Here is a 17,028-nt window from a genome sequence, read left to right as displayed (position 1 = left end):
GTCGAGGGCCGATGCAGGCGCTGACCGCCTTTTGGGCGCATGCGCTGGCGGCCGCGCTGTTCGCCTCGCTAACGCTATGGGAATTGCGCCGAGGGCTTGGCGAAAGCGAGCAGCGCATGCTGTTGGCGGCCTTCGCCCTGACCGGCTGCTGGGCCTGGGTAACGGCGCTTGCGCCTACGACCATGCTCGCCGCCTATTCGGAAACGGCGCGCAACCTGGTCTGGGTCGGTGTGCTTTACCGGCTGGCCGGAATGGACGGCGGCGACGTGCAGCGGGGCGTCAAACCCGTCTATGCCGCGGTTGCCGGCGTGCTCGGCATGCAGTTGGTCGTCGACGCCTTGCCGCTGCTGATCGACACCGAGACTCTGAGCAGCGGCCATGCGGTCATTGTCACCGCGATCATCCTGCGCCTGACCGCCGCCGCGGGCGCGCTCGTCCTTGTCCATAATTTCTATGGCCAGGCCACCCCGTCGAGCCGCAGCCGGATTCGCCTGGCGATGGTCGCGCTCGCGACGATGTGGGCCTACGACCTCAATCTCTACACCATCGCCTATTTCGACCCGGCTTCCGCCAAGGGCCTGTTCGACTGGCGCGGCCTCGCTATCGCCCTGGTTGCGCCGCTGTTCGTCGTAGGCGGACAGCAAGACGATCGCTGGCGAATCCGCCTGTCGCGCGCCGCCACCTTCCAAAGCCTGTCGGCGATCGCGATCACCGCCTATGTCGCGGTGATGGCAGTGCTGGTAACAGCGCTGCGGGGGTCGGGGTTCGACTGGACCCGGGCGCTGCTCATCGCGCTGCTCGCGGCGATGACCGTTGCCGCGATCGTGCTTCTGCCTTCGCGCCGGGCGCGGGGCTGGGCCAAGGTCAAGATTGCCAAGCATCTTTTCGAGCATCGCTACGACTATCGCACGGAATGGCTGCGCTTTACCGAGACGATCGGCGCAAGCGGTTCGGCCGCGCCCCCGCTTGGCCAGCGGGTAATCAAGGCCTTTGCCGACATCCTCGACGCGCCCGGCGGGCTGTTGCTGGTTGCTGACGAACATGGCGCGATCGAGCCGGCCGCCGCCTGGAACTGGTCGGGCAGCACCAATCTGGGCGATGCCATCCCCAGCGCCGAAGCGCTGGCCTTTTGGCTGTCGGTCGGGGCCGAAGGGCGGATCATCGATTTCGACTCCTATGCCGGCGGCTGGGCCGAGGACCGCGACCGCGAAGTGGGCATCCCGGGCCCATTCCTAAGCGAAGAACATGCCTGGACCGGCATCCCGCTGATCCATGACGAACGGCTGGTCGGCCTCGTCCTGCTCGCCGCGCCCGATTATCGCCGTCCGCTCGACTGGGAAGATTTCGACCTGCTACGAACCGCCGGGCGGCAGGCAGCATCAAGCCTTGCCGAAGCCAACGGTCAGCAGGCGCTGATGAATGCCCAGCGGTTCGAGGACTTCAACCGTCGGTTCGCCTTCATCCTTCACGACGTGAAGAACCTCGTCAGCCAATTGTCGCTTCTTACCCGCAATGCCGAGCGCCACGCGGACAATGCCGAGTTTCGCGCCGACATGGTGGCCACGCTCAAGGGCTCGGTCGGCAAGATGAACGAGCTGCTGGCGCGTCTAGCGCCGACGCCCGACCAGCGCCCGGCGCGGCTCGAGCCGACCCCACTGCGCCCCCTCGTCGCCTCGGCAATCGCCGCCAAGCGACGTGACCATGAGGTGCGGCTGCTGGGCGACGGCAATCTTTGCGCAATGGCCGATCCCCTGCTGCTTGAGCAGGCCATTGGCCACCTCGTCCAGAACGCGGTCGATGCGAGCACACCGCTGCAGCCGGTGACGGTACGCATGACCGGGGAAGAGGACCGGGTCGTCGTCTCGGTTGCCGATACCGGGACCGGCATGGACGCCGATTTCGTCCGCACCCGCCTGTTCCAGCCCTTTGCCTCGACTAAGCAGGGCGGCTTCGGCGTCGGCGCATTCGAGGCCAAGAGCCTAGTCGCGGCGATGGGCGGGCGCCTGACCGTCGACAGCAAGCCCGGCGAGGGCAGCAATTTCACCATCACCCTTGCCGCCGCCCAGCCGGCGGCTGACATCATCCGGAAACGTGCATGAGCGACGAAAAGACCCTACCTGTATTGCTGATCGTCGAGGATGACGAAGGCCTGCAGCGCCAGCTCAAATGGGCTTATGAGGGCTATCGTGTGGTCAGCGCGATCGATCGCGCGCAGGCGATCGAGATGGTCCGGCTGCATGAGCCTGCGGTCGTCACGCTCGACCTTGGCCTGCCGCCCGACCCCGACGGCACCACCGAGGGGTTTGCGACGCTGACCGAAATTCTCGCACTGAAGTCCGAAACCAAGATTATCGTCGCATCGGGACATGGCGCCCGCGAAAGCGCGCTCAAGGCGATCGCGCTCGGCGCCTATGATTTCTACCGCAAGCCAGTCGACATCGACGAGCTTGGCCTGATCGTCAGCCGGGCCTTCCACCTTGCCGACATCGAGGCGGAAAACAGGCGGCTGGAGGCGGGCGGCGGGGGCGAGGCGCTGGGCGCTCTGATCAGCGCTAGCCCCGAGATGGCCAAGGTCGTCCGGACCATAGAACGGGTTGCTTCGGCCGATGTGTCGGTAATGCTCCTTGGCGCAAGCGGTACCGGCAAGGAATTGCTGGCCCGCGCCGTCCATGAAAAGTCGCCCCGCGCCAAGGGCGAGTTCATTGCCATCAACTGTGCTGCAATCCCCGAAAACCTACTGGAGGCGGAGCTGTTCGGCTATGAACGGGGTGCCTTCACCGGCGCGGTCAAGACGACCCCCGGAAAGATCGAGCTGGCGCAGGGCGGAACGCTGTTCCTCGACGAAGTCGGCGACATCCCGCTTCCGTTGCAGGTCAAGCTGCTCCGGTTCCTGCAGGAGCGGATCATCGAGCGGATTGGCGGGCGCACGCAAATTGCGGTCGACACGCGGATCGTCTGCGCGACCCATCAGGACCTCGACGCGATGATCGCCGATGGCCGGTTCCGTGACGACCTTTACTACCGCCTCGCCGAGATCGTCGTGAAAATTCCCAGCCTTTCGGAGCGCAGCGGCGACGCGGTACTGCTGGCCCGCCACTTCGTGTCCCGCTTCGCGCGCGATCTCAATCCCAAGGTGCAGGGCCTCGCCCCCGACGGCGCCGATGCGATCGACGCCCACCCCTGGCCCGGTAATGTCCGGGAACTCGAGAATCGCATCAAGCGTGCAGTGATCATGGCCGACGGCAAACTGGTGGGCGCGGCAGACCTCGACTTGCCAGGGATCCGTGGCGGGACCGATCCGCTGCCGATCAACCTCCGCGCCGCCCGCGAACAGATCGACCGCCGGGTCATCCGCCAGGCGCTGACCCGCACCGAGAATAATATATCGGGCGCCGCCAAGCTGCTCGGGATCAGCAGACCGACACTCTACGACCTGATGAAGCAGTATCAGCTCGGCGCCTGAGGGCCGCGACAGATTAGTCCGCCAGCTCCCACCGGATCCGCTGGCGCACCTTGTCGACCACGGGTTTGCCGCGGTTGTCGGTTGCGGGCTTGAACTTAGCGCGGCTGCTGAGGATTCGGCAGGTGGCGCTGTCCAGCGATGCCGAACCGCTCGACCTTGTGACATCGCATTTTGTGACGCGCCCGCTGGTGCCTACCGTCAGCACAACGGCGACGGTTCCTTCTTCGTCGCGGCGAATGGCGCTGTTCGGATAATCGTCAGCGCTGAACAGGCGTGGCAGGTCCCCGACGGCGCTGCGCGGCGGAACTGTTTTGACCGGCGGAGGCGGAGGCGGCGGGGGAGGCCTACGCACCACCGGGGCTGGCCGGGGCGGCGCCGGCGGAGCGGTCGGAGTAATTATGGGCGGGGGCGCCTGCCGTACGACGGCGACCGGAGGCGGAGCAGGCCGGGTCCGGACGATCGGCGGCGGGGCGACGACCGGCGGCGGGGTTTCGGCGACCGCTTCGGGCGGCGGCGGAGGCGGTTCCTCGGGCGGTGGCGGCGGCGTTTCCTCGACGTCGAAGGTCTTCAATTTTTCGACCGCGCGTTCGATCGTGGTATAGGCAAGGCCCGTTACTAACGCATAACCGAGCGCGACGTGGATCAGCGCGACGACAATCACTGCGGCCGTCCGGTTAGTGCCGATGGCTTTTCGACGGGCGTAAGTCATTACCGGGCTTCTTGCGAAACCGTCCCACCTCCTTTCCTGTCACGTAAAGCGCCCTTAGCGCCTGTGCGTATAATACACTGTTTTTACTAATCTTTCTACCAAGAGCGGCAATAATCAGCTGCCCAGCGATTCAGCCATTTCGGCAACCTCGAGCCAGCGCAGCTCGGCGGCCTCCACCTCGGCCCGGTGTCGTTCGATCCGCGCGGTGAGATCGGCGAATTTCCGAGGATCTGCCGTAAACAGATCGGGATCGTGAAGCGCTTCCTCGTCGGCGGCAATAAGCTCTTCCAGCCGTTCAATTTCGCCGGGCAGCCGGTCGAAGTCGCGCTGGTCCTTGTAGCTCAGCTTGGCTTTGGCGGCCTGCGGCGCGGACGGGGTCGTGGCGGGGACAGTCTTTTTCTCGGGCTTGCGATGAGCCTGGTAGCGCTTGCGGACCCAGTCTTCATAACCGCCTGCGACCACGTCGACCTTGCCTGTCCCGTCGAGGCCCAGGGTGACGGATACGGTCTTGTCGAGGAAGTCGCGGTCGTGGCTGACGATGAGGACGGTGCCTTCATAATCGGCAATCACCTCCTGCAGCAGGTCGAGCGTTTCGAGATCGAGGTCGTTGGTCGGCTCGTCAAGCACTAACAGGTTCGATGCCCGGGCAAACTCGCGAGCCAGCAGCAGGCGGGAGCGTTCGCCGCCTGACAATGAGCCGACCGGCGCTTCGGTCAGCGAGGGGTCGAACAGGAACTCCTTGAGATAGCCCTTGATATGTTTCTTGTGGCCGCGGACCTCGATCCAGTCGCCACCCTCGGCCAGTACGTCGCGAACTCTCTTGTCGGGGGCCATCAGCTTGCGTTGCTGGTCGATGACGATTCCGGACAAGGTCTTGGCCTGGCTCACCGTTCCGCTGTCGGGTTTCAGTTCGCCGGTGAGCAGCTTCAGCAGCGTTGTCTTTCCCGAGCCGTTGGCGCCGACCAGCCCGATCCGGTCGCCGCGCTGGATGCGCAAGGTGAAATCCTTGATGATCGTGCGTTCGCCGAAGCGCTTCGTCACGCGGTCGGCGTCGATGACCGTCTTGGTCTTGACCTCGTCCCTAGCGAGTCCGAGCTTTGCACCGCCGGCCGGACCCAGCATCGCCGCGCGCTGCGCCCGCATCTCGTGAAGCTTGGCAAGCCGCCCTTGATTCCGCCGGCGGCGGGCGGTGACGCCGCGTTGCAGCCAGTGCAATTCCAGCGCCAGTTTGGCGTCGAGCTTTTCCGCCGCGCGCTGCTCTTCGGCATAGACGGCCTCAGTCCAGGCATCGAAGCCGCCGAAACCGATTTCCGCGCGGCGGATCGTTCCGCGGTCAAGCCACAGGCAGCTGTTGGTCAGGCGCGTGAGAAATGTGCGGTCATGGCTGATGGCGATAAACGCCCCCTTGAACCGGTTCAGCCAATCCTCGAGCCAGTCGATCGCGCCAAGATCCAGGTGGTTGGTCGGTTCGTCGAGCAGCAAGACGTCCGGTCGCTGCGCAAGCGCCCGGACGATCGCCGCGCGGCGCCGTTCTCCGCCGCTTGCGGTCGCCGTATCCCGGGCGAGGTCGATTCCCAGCTGGTCAGCGATTGCCGCAGCCTCATGCGCCGACGGCGCGTCCTTGCCCGCCAGCACCCAATCCTCCAGTCGGGAATGGCCGCGCAGGTTGGGATCCTGTTCCAGCAGTACCACGCGCGTGCCCGGAACCGTCTTGCGGATTCCCTCATCGGTGTCGATCTCCCCGGTAAGGCACTTGAGCAATGTTGTTTTGCCCGCGCCGTTGCGGCCGATCAGCGCCAGCCGGTCGCGCGGACCGATAAAGATGTCGAGGCCGCGAAACAGCCAGCCTTCGCCCTGGACGAGGCCGAGCTTCTCATAGGATAAAATCGGGGGTGCCATCGCCGCGCGCCCTAGCGTAGCTTGCCTGCGCCGTCACGGTCAGGCTTAACGGCGAACAACGGGGGCATTCATAACTCGTTCAATGGCTTGCCAATAGAGAAGGTGTCGAGAGAGATTTTTGCCATGAGCCTGTATCGTACCCTTCTCCTGTCCCTGTGCGCCGCGAGTGCCGCGGTCGCCACCCCTGCGCTTGCCCGGCCGGCGGACCAGATTCGCTTGGCCTGGAACGACCGTCCGCGCGACCAGGATCGCGCCTATATCGCGACCCAGCGAGGCCAATCGATGCCCCTGCCGATGATTGAACGGCGGGTCATCCCGCGCATGGGCGGCGCCGATTACCTCGGCCCGGAGCTGCGCGGCCGAAACCTGCGGATGAAGTTCATGGACCGCAGCGGCAAGGTCATCTGGGTCGATGTCGACCCGCGCACGGGGCGAATTCTCGATAAATCCGACGACTAGCCGGCGAGCCGGCAGCCGGGCGACCTTTCATGGGCGCGAGCCTTGGGTTTGTGCCCGCTCGACACATAAAGGCTTGCCACCTCCCCTTCGTTGCGGCCAAGCAACCGTTCAGCTTCGCGCGTGTTTGAGTCTGCGAACGAACTTCGAAGGATGATTAAATGCGCGTATTGATCGTCGAGGACGAGCCCAACCTGGGCCGCCAGTTGCGCTCAACTTTGGAGGGCGCGGGCTATGCCGTCGACCTCGCTACCGACGGCGAGGACGGTCACTATCTGGGCTCGACCGAAACCTATGACGCGGTGGTTTTGGACCTTGGCCTGCCAGAGATTGACGGCCTGACCGTGCTCGACCGCTGGCGCAAGGAAGGGCGCAAGATGCCCGTCCTTGTCCTCACTGCGCGGGACAGCTGGTCGGACAAGGTCGCCGGCCTCGATGCCGGCGCCGACGACTATCTCGCCAAGCCGTTCCAGACTGAAGAGTTGATCGCGCGTCTGCGCGCGCTGATCCGGCGCGCCGCCGGTGTCGCCAGTTCCGAGCTGATCGCCGGCGACATTCGCCTCGACACCCGGTCCGGCAAGGTCACCAAGGGCGGCGAGCCGGTCAAGCTGACCGCGCAGGAATATAAGCTTCTGTCGTACCTGATGCACCACAAGGGCAAGGTGGTCAGCAGGACCGAATTGATCGAGCATATCTACGACCAGGATTTCGACCGCGATTCCAACACGATCGAAGTTTTCGTCACTCGTATTCGCAAGAAATTGGGTGCCGATGTCATCACCACCATCCGCGGCCTCGGCTATAGTCTCGAGGATCCGGGAGCTTGACCGGGGCCGCCCCTGAAAAGGCGGGCATTCCAGTGAAGCAGCGCCGCGGCGGGTCGCTGACCCGCCGCATGATCGTCGTCGCCGGCATCTGGATCGGCGTACTGCTGCTGGGCGGCGGCTACGCGCTCGATCGGGTTTTGAGCCGAACCATCGCCCAGAATTTCGACCAAAGCCTCGAAAATGTCCTGAAAGCCATGATCGGCGCGTCGGAAATCGGGCCGGAGGGAGAGGTTCGCTTCACCCGCCCGCCCGCCGACCAGCGCTTCCTCGAACCCTATTCGGGCGCTTATTTCCAGATCAGCGGCGAAGGACAGGAAATCTTTCCGTCGCGCTCGCTGTGGGATCGGCGCCTGAATGTCGACGAGCGCCACAACGACGTCGACCTGCACAAGCGTGACAGCTTCGAATTTGAAGGCGAGCCGCTTCGGATCCTCGAGCGCGACGTGATCCTGCCCGGTAGCGAGGTGCGCTGGCGCTTCCAGGTCGCCCAGTCGCGCGACGCGATCGACAGCCAGCTTGCCGAGCTTCGCACCACCCTGATTTACAGTTTCGCGGCGCTGGGTCTTGGGCTTTTGGTGATGGCCGCGCTCCAGGCCCTTTACGGATTGTGGCCGCTACGACGGGTGCGCCGGGAAGTGGCGGCAATTCGCGGCGGCACGCAGACCCGGATCGCCGAGGATTTCCCGCGCGAGGTCGAGCCGCTGGTCGACGAGATCAACGAATTGCTAAGCCATAGCGAAGCGCAGGCGGAGGAAGCACGGCGTCATGCCGGGAACCTGGCCCATGCGCTCAAGACCCCGCTGACGGTCATCACCAATGCCGCGACCGCCCATGCCCAGGACCTTAACGACACTGTGATCCGCGAGGCCGGCGTCATGCGCCGCCAGGTGGACCACCATCTTGCCCGCGCCCGGGCGATTGGACGCCGCGCGTCGGCCCAGGCCCGGGCGAAGGTGTGGGACAGCGTTCACGCGGTCGAACGGGCGGTGTCGACCCTCTATGGATCGGTGACTATCGACACCGCCGGCGACAAGGTTGCGCAGGTCCGGGTCGAGCGACAGGACCTCGACGAGATGGTCGGCAACCTGGTCGAAAATGCCGCCAAATATGGCCATGGCCGGGTATTCGTGACGGTCGAGGCGCCTAGCGACGGAAGGGTCGCGGTGCTGGTCGAGGACGATGGCCCGGGCATTTCGCCCGAACAGCGGCAGGAATTGTTCAAGCGCGGCATGCGGCTCGATACCACCGGCAAGCCGGGCACCGGGCTCGGCCTCGCAATCGTCCGCGACGTCGCCGAAATCTATGGCGGAACGGTCGAGCTCGGCGAGAGCGAAGACCTTGGCGGACTGCTGGTTACCCTGTCGCTTCCCGAAGCGACGCAAGGCGGCTAAGGGGCTGCGGGTGACCGCCACTATCCACCACCTCGCCGGCAAGCGCGTCCCTTCGCTTGAGCCGATGCTGGCACTGACCGGCGCCGACATGCATGCCGTCAATGCCGTGATCCTCGACCGGATGCAGTCGAAGGTTGCCCTCATTCCCGAGCTTGCCGGCCATCTGATTGCCGGAGGCGGCAAGCGGCTGCGACCGATGCTGACAATCGCGAGCGCGGCCCTGTTCGATTATCCTGGCACTCGCCATCACAAGCTCGCCGCCGCGGTCGAGTTCATCCATACCGCGACCCTGCTGCACGACGACGTCGTCGATGGGTCGGGGCTGCGCCGGGGCAAGCGCACCGCAAACCTCATCTGGGGCAATCCGGCCAGCGTTCTGGTCGGGGATTTCCTATTCTCCCGCGCTTTCGAACTAATGGTCGAGGACGGCAGCTTGAAGGTGCTGCGAATCCTCAGCCATGCCTCGGCGGTGATCGCCGAGGGCGAGGTCGACCAGCTGACCGCCCAGCGCCAGGTCGAAACTAGCGAGGAACATTACCTCCACATCATCAATGCCAAGACCGCGGCCTTGTTCGCGGCCGCCTGCAGGATCGCGCCCGTTGTCGCCGAAGCCGGCGAGGAAGCCGAAGAGGCGCTGGAATCCTATGGCCGCAATCTCGGGATCGCCTTCCAGCTGATCGACGATGCGATCGACTATGCATCTGATGCCGAAGTCATGGGCAAGGGCGTCGGCGACGATTTTCGCGACGGCAAGGTTACCTTGCCGGTGATCCTCGCGCATGCCCGCGGCACGTCCGGCGACCGCGCCTTCTGGAAAGCGGCGATGCAGGGTGACCGGACGGCCGATGTAGACCTAGCCCATGCGACGGCACTGATCCGGGACACCGGCGCGCTTGCCGACACGCTCGAGCGCGCGCGCCATTACGGCCGCCGGGCCATCGACGCGCTCGCGCCCTTTTCCGCCGGCCGGGCCAAGGCGGCGTTGATCGAGGCCGTCGAATTTGCCGTCGCCAGGGCCTATTGATCCAGCTAACCTGCCGTTCATCCCGCTCGATTAGGAACAAGAAGATGCGCAAAACCCTGTTCGGAGGCATCGCCTTTGCCGCCATGTTCGTCGCCACGGCCGCCCATGCCGCGACGATGACCGTCTACAAACATCCCAGCTGCGGCTGTTGCGCCAAATGGATCGAGCATGTCGAACAGCATGGCTTCACCGTCGATGTGGTCCCGACCACCGAGATGATGGCGCTGAAGACCAAGCTGGGCGTTCCGGATACGCAGGTTAGCTGCCACACCGCTAAGGTCGGCAATTATGTTGTCGAGGGCCATGTTCCCGCTCAGGATATCAAGCGGCTGCTCGCCCAGAAGCCCAAGGCGCGGGGAATCGCCGTTGCGGGCATGCCGATGGGTTCGCCAGGCATGGAGCATGGCGACCACCGCGAGCCCTATCAGACGATGCTTATTGGCCTTGATGGCAAGACCAAGGTCTTCGCCTCGCACTAACATATGCTGCGCAGCGCAGCGCGCCGTCGCGCTGATCGTCGCATGCGCTATAGGGCGAGCGGATGAATCGCTCCGCGCTCCCGATTGACGATGTCCTGCCGCAGCTCCTCCACGCGCTGAACGAGGGTACGCGCGCCCTGCTGATCGCGCCGCCCGGCGCCGGCAAGACGACCCGGGTGGCGCCGGCCCTGCTCAACCAACGCTGGCTGGATGGAAGGCAACTGCTGCTGTTGGTTCCACGCCGCCTTGCCGCCCGCAGCGCCGCCGAATTCATGGCGCGGGAATTGGGACAAGAGGCGGGCGCGACGATTGGCTATGCGACGCGCCTCGACAGCCGGGTGGGCAAGGCAAGCCGGGTCATCGTCATGACCCACGGGGTCTATCTGGCGCGCCTTCAGGCCGATCCGGAACTTGCCGGGGTCGGAGCGGTGCTGTTCGACGAGGTCCATGAGCGCAGCCTCGACAGCGACCTTGCACTGGCATTGACTCTCGATGCCGCGGAGGGACTGCGTCCCGACCTTCGCATCGTGCCGATGTCGGCGACACTGGATGGCGAACGCTTTGCCCGGCTGCTCGGCGATCCGCCGCGCATCGAGAGCCAAGGGAGGAGCCATCCGCTCACGCTGCTCCACCAAGGCCGCGACTCTGCCCAGCGGATCGAGCCGCAGATGGCCGCTGCGATCCGCGCCGCGTTACGCGATCATGACGGATCGCTGCTCGCCTTCCTGCCCGGAATGGCGGAAATAGAGCGAACTGCCGAGGCCTTGGGGAACCTGCCCGAAACCGTTATCCTCCACCGCCTGCACGGTGCGATCGATCCCGCGCAGCAGCGCGCCGCCCTCGCCCCGCCCAAGCCTGGAACCCGAAAACTAGTGCTGGCGAGCGCGATCGCCGAGACCAGCCTGACACTCGATGATGTTCGCATCGTCGTCGACAGCGGCCTTGCCCGCCGGCCGCGCTATGACCGGGGCGCTGGGCTGACCCGGCTGGTGACCGAGCGGGCCAGCCGCGCCGCCGCGACCCAGCGCGCCGGCCGTGCCGCGCGTCAGGCCCCGGGCGTTGCGATCCGCCTGTGGGAGGAAGCGGCCACCGCCTCGCTGCCCGCGCACGACCCGCCCGAAATCCTCGTAGCCGACCTGACGAGCTTGCTCCTGACCTGTCATCTGTGGGGTGAAACCGACGTCGCGCGCCTACCTTTCCTCGACCCGCCTCCGCCCGCAGCGCTGGCCGAAGCGCGAAGCCGCCTGCAGCGCCTCCACGCGCTCGATGACGATGGGCGGGTCACCGCGCATGGACGCGCAATAGCGGCCATCCCGCTGGAACCGCGGCTGGCGCACATGCTCCTCGAAGCCAGGCGGCGCGGGTTCGGTCCGGCCGCCGCCGAGGCCGCCGCCTTGCTTACCGAGCGCGGCATCGGTGGCAATGACGCCGATCTCGAAGTGCGGCTCCGCCGCTGGAAATCGGACCGCGGACCGCGCGCCGAGGCTGCCCGCCGCATGGCAGGACGATGGGCCGGAGGACAGGCCGACCGCCAAGCCGGCCAGGATCTTGCCCGGGCGATTGCGCTCGCCTTCCCCGACCGCGTGTCGCGGCGGCGCGATTCAGCGGGGGAACATTGGCAATCGGTCGGCGGTCGCGGCTTTCGTTTGGATTCCTCGTCCCCGCTGGCCCGCAGCGAATGGCTTGCCGTCGCCGAGGTCGCAGGCGCTGCTTCGGGCGCGCGGATCATGTCCGCCGCCGCCATCACCCTCGATCAGGTCGAAGAGCTTTTCAGCGACACGATCCATGGCTTCGCCGAAGTCCGGTTCGATCCTACCAGCGGCACCACCAGCGCGACTCGCGGTCGGCGGCTTGGCCGGATCAAACTGTCCTCCGCGCCCGATCCCTCGCCCGACCAGGCGGCCATCGAGGCCGGGCTGATCGATGCGGTGCGGCGGCATGGGCTGGCGATCCTGCCGTGGAACGGAGAGGCGACTGCGCTGCGCCGGCGCGCGGCCTTTGCCGCGCAGCATGATGAGAGCATCCCTGACCTGTCTGACGCGGCGCTGCTCGCCAAGCTCGATGACTGGCTCACCCCCTTGCTGGCTGGCAAAAGGAGGCTGGACGGATTGGCCGGCCTCAGTTCGGCGCTCGATGGCCTGTTGGGCCATGCAGGACGCCGTGCGGTCGACCGCCTCGCGCCGACCCATTTCTGCACTCCTGCCGGATCTTCGCACTCTATCGACTATTCCGCGCCCGGCGGTCCGACGGTCGAGGTCCGGGCGCAGGCGCTCTATGGCCTAAAGCTTCACCCGATGGTCGGTGGCGGGCGCGTGCCACTGACGCTGGCGATCACCTCCCCTGCCCACCGGCCAATTCAGACCACCCGGGACTTACCGTCCTTCTGGGCGGGAAGCTGGCGTGACGTCGCCAAGGAAATGCGCGGTCGCTATCCCAAGCATCCCTGGCCCGACGATCCGGCCGGGGCTGCCCCGACGCTGCGCACTAAGCGCGCCGGCTCTTGATTCCCGCTTCAGCTTGCGCCAAGCGCCGGCCATGATCGTCGCCCGGATTATCGAGGAGCAGCGCAAGACGACCCAGTCGGGGCGTGCGCAGGAAGGTTGCTGGACCCTTGAGTTCGAGCGGCAGCAGCCGCAGCGCGCCGATCCGCTGACGGGCTGGAACGGGTCCGGCGACACGCCTACCCAGGTTCGCCTTCGCTTCGACAGCAAGGACGAGGCGCTGGCCTATGCGACGCGCAAGGGACTGACGGTCCACGTGGTCCCCGCGCCACCGGTGACGATGAAAATCCAGGCTTACGCGGACAACTTCCGCTAGGAGGTCAGCCGGTCCCGCGTTCGGCGATAAAGTCGCGGATCATCGGCTGCAGATTGTCGTCATAGCTGGCCATGACATGGCGCGGCCCGGCAACATCGAAATGGGTCAGCAGCCGCTCTCCGTTCCAATAATGTAGCGCATAGGCCGGGGCGTCGCCGAGGATCAGGGGCCTTCCATCGGGTCGCCTGGGATCGATATCTTCAAGTTGCAGCGCCACCCAGGGCGCCGTCGAGGAGCAGATCGCCAGCGGCTTGCCTGCGAAGCTCGTCGCTATCGGCCGGTGGACATGACCGGCGATCATCCCGACCACCTGCGTCGCGGGTTTCACCACCGCTTCCAGCCGCTGCACCCATTCCTCGCAGCTCAACGCGCTCATCCAGTCGATCCCGGTATCGACCGGCGGGTGGTGAAGAACGATGACCGTCGGCACGTCAGTCCGCTCCTGCAGGCGCAGGTCGAGCCAGTTGGCGCGCTCGTCGCACAGCATTCCGCCGTGACGGCCCGGGTCCAGTGTATCGAGAATGATCCACCGCACTCCGCCATGATCCGCCTCATATTGGACGAAGCCATGCTCGTCGGTGGGCATTCCCGGGGTCACTTCGAGGAAGGCTTCGCGGCTGTCATGGTTGCCGATCGCCCACAGGATTGGCCCTTCCCAGCGCGCAACCAGGGAACGCATGTGGCGATAGGCGTCGAGATCATCGCCATTTTCGACGAGGTCGCCGGTCACGAGAAGCATCGACGGCTTGGGCCGCATGGCGTTGAGCTGGTCGATCACCATGTTGAGCCGGCGCACGTTGAGCTCGTGCGGGTTGTCGCGGTCAAAGCCGATGTGCAGGTCGGTGACCTGTGCAACCAGAATGCCGTCGATCGATGGTCGCCTGCTGGCCAAGTTCGCCTCCCCCTCCGCCCAAGCTGGAGCAGCCGTGGGCTGCTTGTCCAGCCCTTTCCAAGCTTCTTGCGAACCACGCCATAATGGGTGAAAAGACCGGCGCCGAAGGTAGGGGGAAAGCTGCGCCATTATCCAGTCGCGCTGGTCATCGGAACACGCCCGGAAGCCATCAAGCTCAGTCCCGTTGTCCACGCGCTTGCTGCGCGAGGTGAACCGCCTCGCCTGTTGCTGACCGGCCAACAGCCGGGCTTGGAACTGTCCGACCACGGTTTGCAGGGCTTTGCCGTAACGCCGCTACATTTGCCCGGCCAACCCGACCCGGTGCTCCATGCCGAGCTGGTGCGCGGGGCGCTGAAACGCCTGCTGGAGCCTGCCCCGCCGCAGCTGCTGCTGGTCCAGGGCAGCACGTCGAGCGCGCTTGGCGGTGCGCTGGCCGGCCGGGACCTCGGAATTGCCTTGGGCCATGTCGAGGCGGGTTTGCGGACCCACGACCGTGCGCTGCCCTGGCCCGAAGAGGATAACCGCCAGGCCATCGACCGGATCGCCGACCTGCTGTTCGCACCGACTGCTGCCAACGCCGCCAATTTGCAGCGCGAGGAAGTGCCGGGCGAAGTCCATGTCACCGGCAATAGCGGGATCGACGCGCTGGCGGCGATCGCCGGCCCGCTTCCGCTGCGCCCGCGCCGGCGCTGGTGGCGGCGCGAGTTTCGACTACTGGTAACCTGCCACCGGCGCGAGAATTGGGAAGGCGGCCTGGCCAGGCTGGCGGAAGCGCTGATCCGGCTTGCCGCCGAAGGGGTCGCAAGCGACGTGCTGCTCCCGCCCAACCCAACTGTGACCGGGCGACTGACCGCATTGATCGGGGGACAGTCATTGATCCGCTTGGCTGCCCCCATCTCGCATGCGGCCATGATTGCAGCGATCCGGTCCGCCCAGCTGGTCCTGAGCGATAGCGGCGGCATCCAAGAAGAAGCGCCGGCACTTGGCGTTCCGCTTCTCGTGTTGCGCGAAAAGAGCGAGCGACCTGAAGGCGTCGCCGCGGGTAATGCCATACTGGTCGGTACCGACCCGGACCGCATCGTGGAGGAGGTGGGCCGGCTTCGCCGCGACCGTTCGGCGCTGAAAGCCATGTCGCGGCCGACGATGCCGTTCGGCGACGGCCACGCTGCCCCGCGCATCGCCGCGGCCTGCCTCGACTATCTTGCCCGGCAACGTCAGCAACCCGCGCGCCACCTCGGCTGATTGACTAGCCGGACCACAGCCACCATAGGAGCGCCCTCACCGCCATGGCCCCTTCGTCTAGCGGTCTAGGACGTCGCCCTCTCACGGCGAAAACACGGGTTCGAGTCCCGTAGGGGTCACCAAAATCGGCTCGCCGCGCAGCCGCGAAATCTTTGCGTTTCAGCGACCAGATGGAGTTCGACGGCTCGTACACAGACTGGAGCGTCTGAAGCCGCCGGGCTTCAACCCTTGCGGACGGTAGGTGTCAGGAAGTTATTTGATTCAGTGGACCGGCGAGCGCCCCATGGGACGCCCGCCGGAACAGCTTATTATTGGGCAACCGTTCCGAGTTTCTTCTGAACGGCGGACTGCAATGCAGTCGTGGTGTTCTTCGCTGTGCAGGTTGGGCTGCCTGTCTTTTTCTGGGCGGCAAGGACGTTGGCGTTCACGTCGCAAATGGCGGCGGCGAGGCCTATCGGCACCGAGACGTTATTGAGCGCCGAGATGTCACTCACATTCACCTTCAGGTTCTGAGCAAGGTTGTTGAGCACATCGGCGTTGGTCAGATCGACGACCACCAGCCCATTATTGTTGCCAGCGAGCGCGGGGGAAACCGAAAAAAGCGCCACTGAAGCCGACGCCAAAGCGGTGAGCATTATACGCATTGCAACTCTCCTGTTCGTGTACCCCAGAAGCGAGGTCCGGTCTTAAACGAAGAAGTGCGGCGAATAGACGTGAACATGCGTTCAGCTAGGATGGATCGCGCCTGTCGTAAGACGTTCTGAGGACGGAATAAGGGCGGGCTCCTCTATGTCTCATCTGTAATCGGCCTGGTCTCAAGTCGACGGTTAATCCTGCCGCTGGTTACTTGCTTATGTCCGCGGTCAACTGAGGATCTGCCACATCATAGGGTCAGAGGAAGCGGGTCGTTCACACCGTTGCCAACCATGGCTATGATTCACACCCACCGGCATGGAGGAATGCTTGATCCGCACCGAGAGACTCGAACTTCGCCGCTGGCGCGATGAGGATCGGGCGCCATTTGCGCAGATGGGGCAGGATCCCGAGGTCATGCGGCACTTCCCATCACTTCTGACCAAGACGCAGAGCGATGCGATGATCGACGAGCGTTTCGAGGCTCATTTCGATCAGCACAACTTTGGTTTCTGGGCGCTGGAACGTCGTTCAGACCGGTGTTTTCTGGGCTTCGCGGGCATTTCGAAGGTCGGATTCCAATGTCCCATCGAAGGTCAGGTCGAAATCGGATGGCGGCTCGCCCGGCATGCCTGGGGCCAGGGCTTTGCATTTGAAGCGGCTTCAGCCGCCATGAATTATGGGTTCGGGCACCTGGGCCTTGACCGGATCGTAGCAATGACGGTCATTGGGAATGAACGGTCGCGGCGGTTGATAGCCAAACTCGGGATGGCTCGGGCGCCTGAATGGGATTTCGATCACCCAAGAGTACCGGCGGGTAGTCCAGTGCGCCCGCAGATCGTTTATTCCAGAAACCGGTGATGCCGCTGGCTGCAAAATTCGCCGTACCGGCTGAGTAGGCATACTACCTTCAACAGCTGTCGCGATGCAGCGGGTCAGGAATCCTCCCGCACCAACTCAACGACCTCGAACTGGTAGCTGGTCCAACCGCGCTGACGGGCTGCGTCACCGGAGGCGGCGCGCTTTCGCTTGGCCTCGGCTAGCGACTTGACGTGGCCCCAGAAGACCTCGGTCCTGCCACTCTTCAGCACCGCGACGATCCGCCAATAATGGGTGAAGGGCGCCGCCGTCGGACCGATCGTCTTGCGATAGCCATCAGGCATTGTTGCGGTAAGGAGATATTTTCGGGCCACGTG

The 17,028-nt window shown here is 65.1% G+C and carries 16 protein-coding genes and 1 tRNA gene; 12 read left to right on the top strand and 5 right to left on the bottom strand.

The annotated features are described in order from the left end of the window. Positions 1-11 precede the first annotated feature (11 nt). Together prsK and prsR are read left to right on the top strand one after the other, a co-directional pair. Entirely contained in the window at positions 12-2,099 is a 2,088-nt protein-coding gene (gene prsK / locus FMM02_RS08090) for an XrtA/PEP-CTERM system histidine kinase PrsK (RefSeq protein WP_147494366.1), read from the top strand. Beyond that, positions 2,096-3,463 (top strand): PEP-CTERM-box response regulator transcription factor, encoded by a 1,368-nt coding sequence (gene prsR, locus FMM02_RS08085; protein WP_147494365.1) that lies wholly within the window; start codon positions 2,096-2,098, stop codon positions 3,461-3,463. The genes prsK and prsR overlap by 4 nt, the downstream gene beginning before the upstream one ends. A gap of 13 nt (positions 3,464-3,476) precedes the next feature. Here prsR and FMM02_RS08080 read toward each other — a convergent pair whose 3' ends face one another. Together FMM02_RS08080 and FMM02_RS08075 are read right to left on the bottom strand one after the other, a co-directional pair. Continuing rightward, on the bottom strand, positions 3,477-4,172 hold the full coding sequence (locus FMM02_RS08080; RefSeq protein WP_147494364.1) for an energy transducer TonB: 696 nt from the start codon (positions 4,170-4,172) through the stop codon (positions 3,477-3,479). A 114-nt stretch (positions 4,173-4,286) separates the two neighbouring features. Next, positions 4,287-6,071 (bottom strand): ABC-F family ATP-binding cassette domain-containing protein, encoded by a 1,785-nt coding sequence (locus FMM02_RS08075; RefSeq protein WP_147494363.1) that lies wholly within the window; start codon positions 6,069-6,071, stop codon positions 4,287-4,289. A 123-nt stretch (positions 6,072-6,194) separates the two neighbouring features. Between FMM02_RS08075 and FMM02_RS08070 the strand changes: the two genes are divergently transcribed. From FMM02_RS08070 to FMM02_RS08040, 7 genes are all read left to right on the top strand, one after another. Then, the gene (locus FMM02_RS08070) at positions 6,195-6,530 is read left to right on the top strand and encodes a hypothetical protein (RefSeq protein WP_147494362.1); all 336 of its coding nucleotides are present in this window, start codon (positions 6,195-6,197) and stop codon (positions 6,528-6,530) included. Positions 6,531-6,688: 158 nt separating this feature from the next. Next, positions 6,689-7,354, top strand: coding sequence for a response regulator transcription factor (locus tag FMM02_RS08065; RefSeq protein WP_147494361.1), 666 nt, complete (start codon positions 6,689-6,691; stop codon positions 7,352-7,354). Between the two features lie 32 nt (positions 7,355-7,386). Beyond that, entirely contained in the window at positions 7,387-8,745 is a 1,359-nt protein-coding gene (locus tag FMM02_RS08060; protein ID WP_425473607.1) for a sensor histidine kinase, read from the top strand. A 10-nt stretch (positions 8,746-8,755) separates the two neighbouring features. Then, positions 8,756-9,769, top strand: coding sequence for a polyprenyl synthetase family protein (locus FMM02_RS08055; protein ID WP_147494360.1), 1,014 nt, complete (start codon positions 8,756-8,758; stop codon positions 9,767-9,769). 44 nt (positions 9,770-9,813) lie between these two features. Further along, positions 9,814-10,248 carry a DUF411 domain-containing protein gene (locus FMM02_RS08050; RefSeq protein ID WP_147494359.1) on the top strand — a complete coding sequence of 145 codons (435 nt, stop codon included), beginning with the start codon at positions 9,814-9,816 and terminating at the stop codon, positions 10,246-10,248. A gap of 62 nt (positions 10,249-10,310) precedes the next feature. Further along, complete coding sequence (gene hrpB / locus FMM02_RS08045) at positions 10,311-12,752, top strand: ATP-dependent helicase HrpB (RefSeq protein ID WP_147494358.1); 2,442 nt, start codon at positions 10,311-10,313, stop codon at positions 12,750-12,752. A 31-nt stretch (positions 12,753-12,783) separates the two neighbouring features. Beyond that, positions 12,784-13,065 (top strand): NADH dehydrogenase ubiquinone Fe-S protein 4, encoded by a 282-nt coding sequence (locus FMM02_RS08040; RefSeq protein WP_147494357.1) that lies wholly within the window; start codon positions 12,784-12,786, stop codon positions 13,063-13,065. Positions 13,066-13,069: 4 nt separating this feature from the next. On the opposite strand, the gene FMM02_RS08035 is transcribed toward FMM02_RS08040, so the two are convergent. Next, positions 13,070-13,957: a phosphodiesterase gene (locus tag FMM02_RS08035; RefSeq protein WP_246104750.1), complete on the bottom strand. Its 888-nt coding sequence runs from the start codon at positions 13,955-13,957 to the stop codon at positions 13,070-13,072. An 87-nt stretch (positions 13,958-14,044) separates the two neighbouring features. Here FMM02_RS08035 and wecB point away from each other — a divergent pair, with 87 nt between their 5' ends. Continuing rightward, positions 14,045-15,199 (top strand): non-hydrolyzing UDP-N-acetylglucosamine 2-epimerase, encoded by a 1,155-nt coding sequence (wecB, locus tag FMM02_RS08030; protein WP_147494356.1) that lies wholly within the window; start codon positions 14,045-14,047, stop codon positions 15,197-15,199. 46 nt (positions 15,200-15,245) lie between these two features. Further along, positions 15,246-15,321, top strand: a tRNA-Glu gene (locus FMM02_RS08025). A 186-nt stretch (positions 15,322-15,507) separates the two neighbouring features. Here FMM02_RS08025 and FMM02_RS08020 read toward each other — a convergent pair. Beyond that, on the bottom strand, positions 15,508-15,834 hold the full coding sequence (locus FMM02_RS08020; RefSeq protein WP_147494355.1) for a hypothetical protein: 327 nt from the start codon (positions 15,832-15,834) through the stop codon (positions 15,508-15,510). 328 nt (positions 15,835-16,162) lie between these two features. Between FMM02_RS08020 and FMM02_RS08015 the strand changes: the two genes are divergently transcribed. Then, positions 16,163-16,693 (top strand): GNAT family N-acetyltransferase, encoded by a 531-nt coding sequence (locus tag FMM02_RS08015; protein ID WP_222703808.1) that lies wholly within the window; start codon positions 16,163-16,165, stop codon positions 16,691-16,693. A gap of 74 nt (positions 16,694-16,767) precedes the next feature. Here the strand turns inward: FMM02_RS08015 and FMM02_RS08010 are convergent, their stop codons facing one another. Continuing rightward, a complete protein-coding gene (locus FMM02_RS08010; RefSeq protein ID WP_246104864.1) occupies positions 16,768-16,995 on the bottom strand; it encodes a hypothetical protein in 228 nt (75 codons plus the stop codon). Positions 16,996-17,028 lie beyond the last annotated feature (33 nt).

This window comes from Sphingomonas xanthus, from assembly GCF_007998985.1.
In the GTDB taxonomy this organism is placed as follows: Bacteria; Pseudomonadota; Alphaproteobacteria; order Sphingomonadales; family Sphingomonadaceae; genus Sphingomicrobium; species Sphingomicrobium xanthum.
The sequence above is the reverse complement of the archived record's forward strand: the minus strand, read 5'-3'. Positions and strand labels throughout refer to the sequence as shown.

Coding starts and splice junctions, on each gene's coding strand:
- prsK (WP_147494366.1), top strand. CDS start 12: ATGCAGGCGCTGACCGCCTTTTGGGCGCATGCGCTGGCGGCCGCGCTG.
- prsR (WP_147494365.1), top strand. CDS start 2,096: ATGAGCGACGAAAAGACCCTACCTGTATTGCTGATCGTCGAGGATGAC.
- FMM02_RS08080 (WP_147494364.1), bottom strand. CDS start 4,172: ATGACTTACGCCCGTCGAAAAGCCATCGGCACTAACCGGACGGCCGCA.
- FMM02_RS08075 (WP_147494363.1), bottom strand. CDS start 6,071: ATGGCACCCCCGATTTTATCCTATGAGAAGCTCGGCCTCGTCCAGGGC.
- FMM02_RS08070 (WP_147494362.1), top strand. CDS start 6,195: ATGAGCCTGTATCGTACCCTTCTCCTGTCCCTGTGCGCCGCGAGTGCC.
- FMM02_RS08065 (WP_147494361.1), top strand. CDS start 6,689: ATGCGCGTATTGATCGTCGAGGACGAGCCCAACCTGGGCCGCCAGTTG.
- FMM02_RS08050 (WP_147494359.1), top strand. CDS start 9,814: ATGCGCAAAACCCTGTTCGGAGGCATCGCCTTTGCCGCCATGTTCGTC.
- hrpB (WP_147494358.1), top strand. CDS start 10,311: ATGAATCGCTCCGCGCTCCCGATTGACGATGTCCTGCCGCAGCTCCTC.
- FMM02_RS08040 (WP_147494357.1), top strand. CDS start 12,784: ATGATCGTCGCCCGGATTATCGAGGAGCAGCGCAAGACGACCCAGTCG.
- FMM02_RS08020 (WP_147494355.1), bottom strand. CDS start 15,834: ATGCTCACCGCTTTGGCGTCGGCTTCAGTGGCGCTTTTTTCGGTTTCC.
- FMM02_RS08010 (WP_246104864.1), bottom strand. CDS start 16,995: ATGCCTGATGGCTATCGCAAGACGATCGGTCCGACGGCGGCGCCCTTC.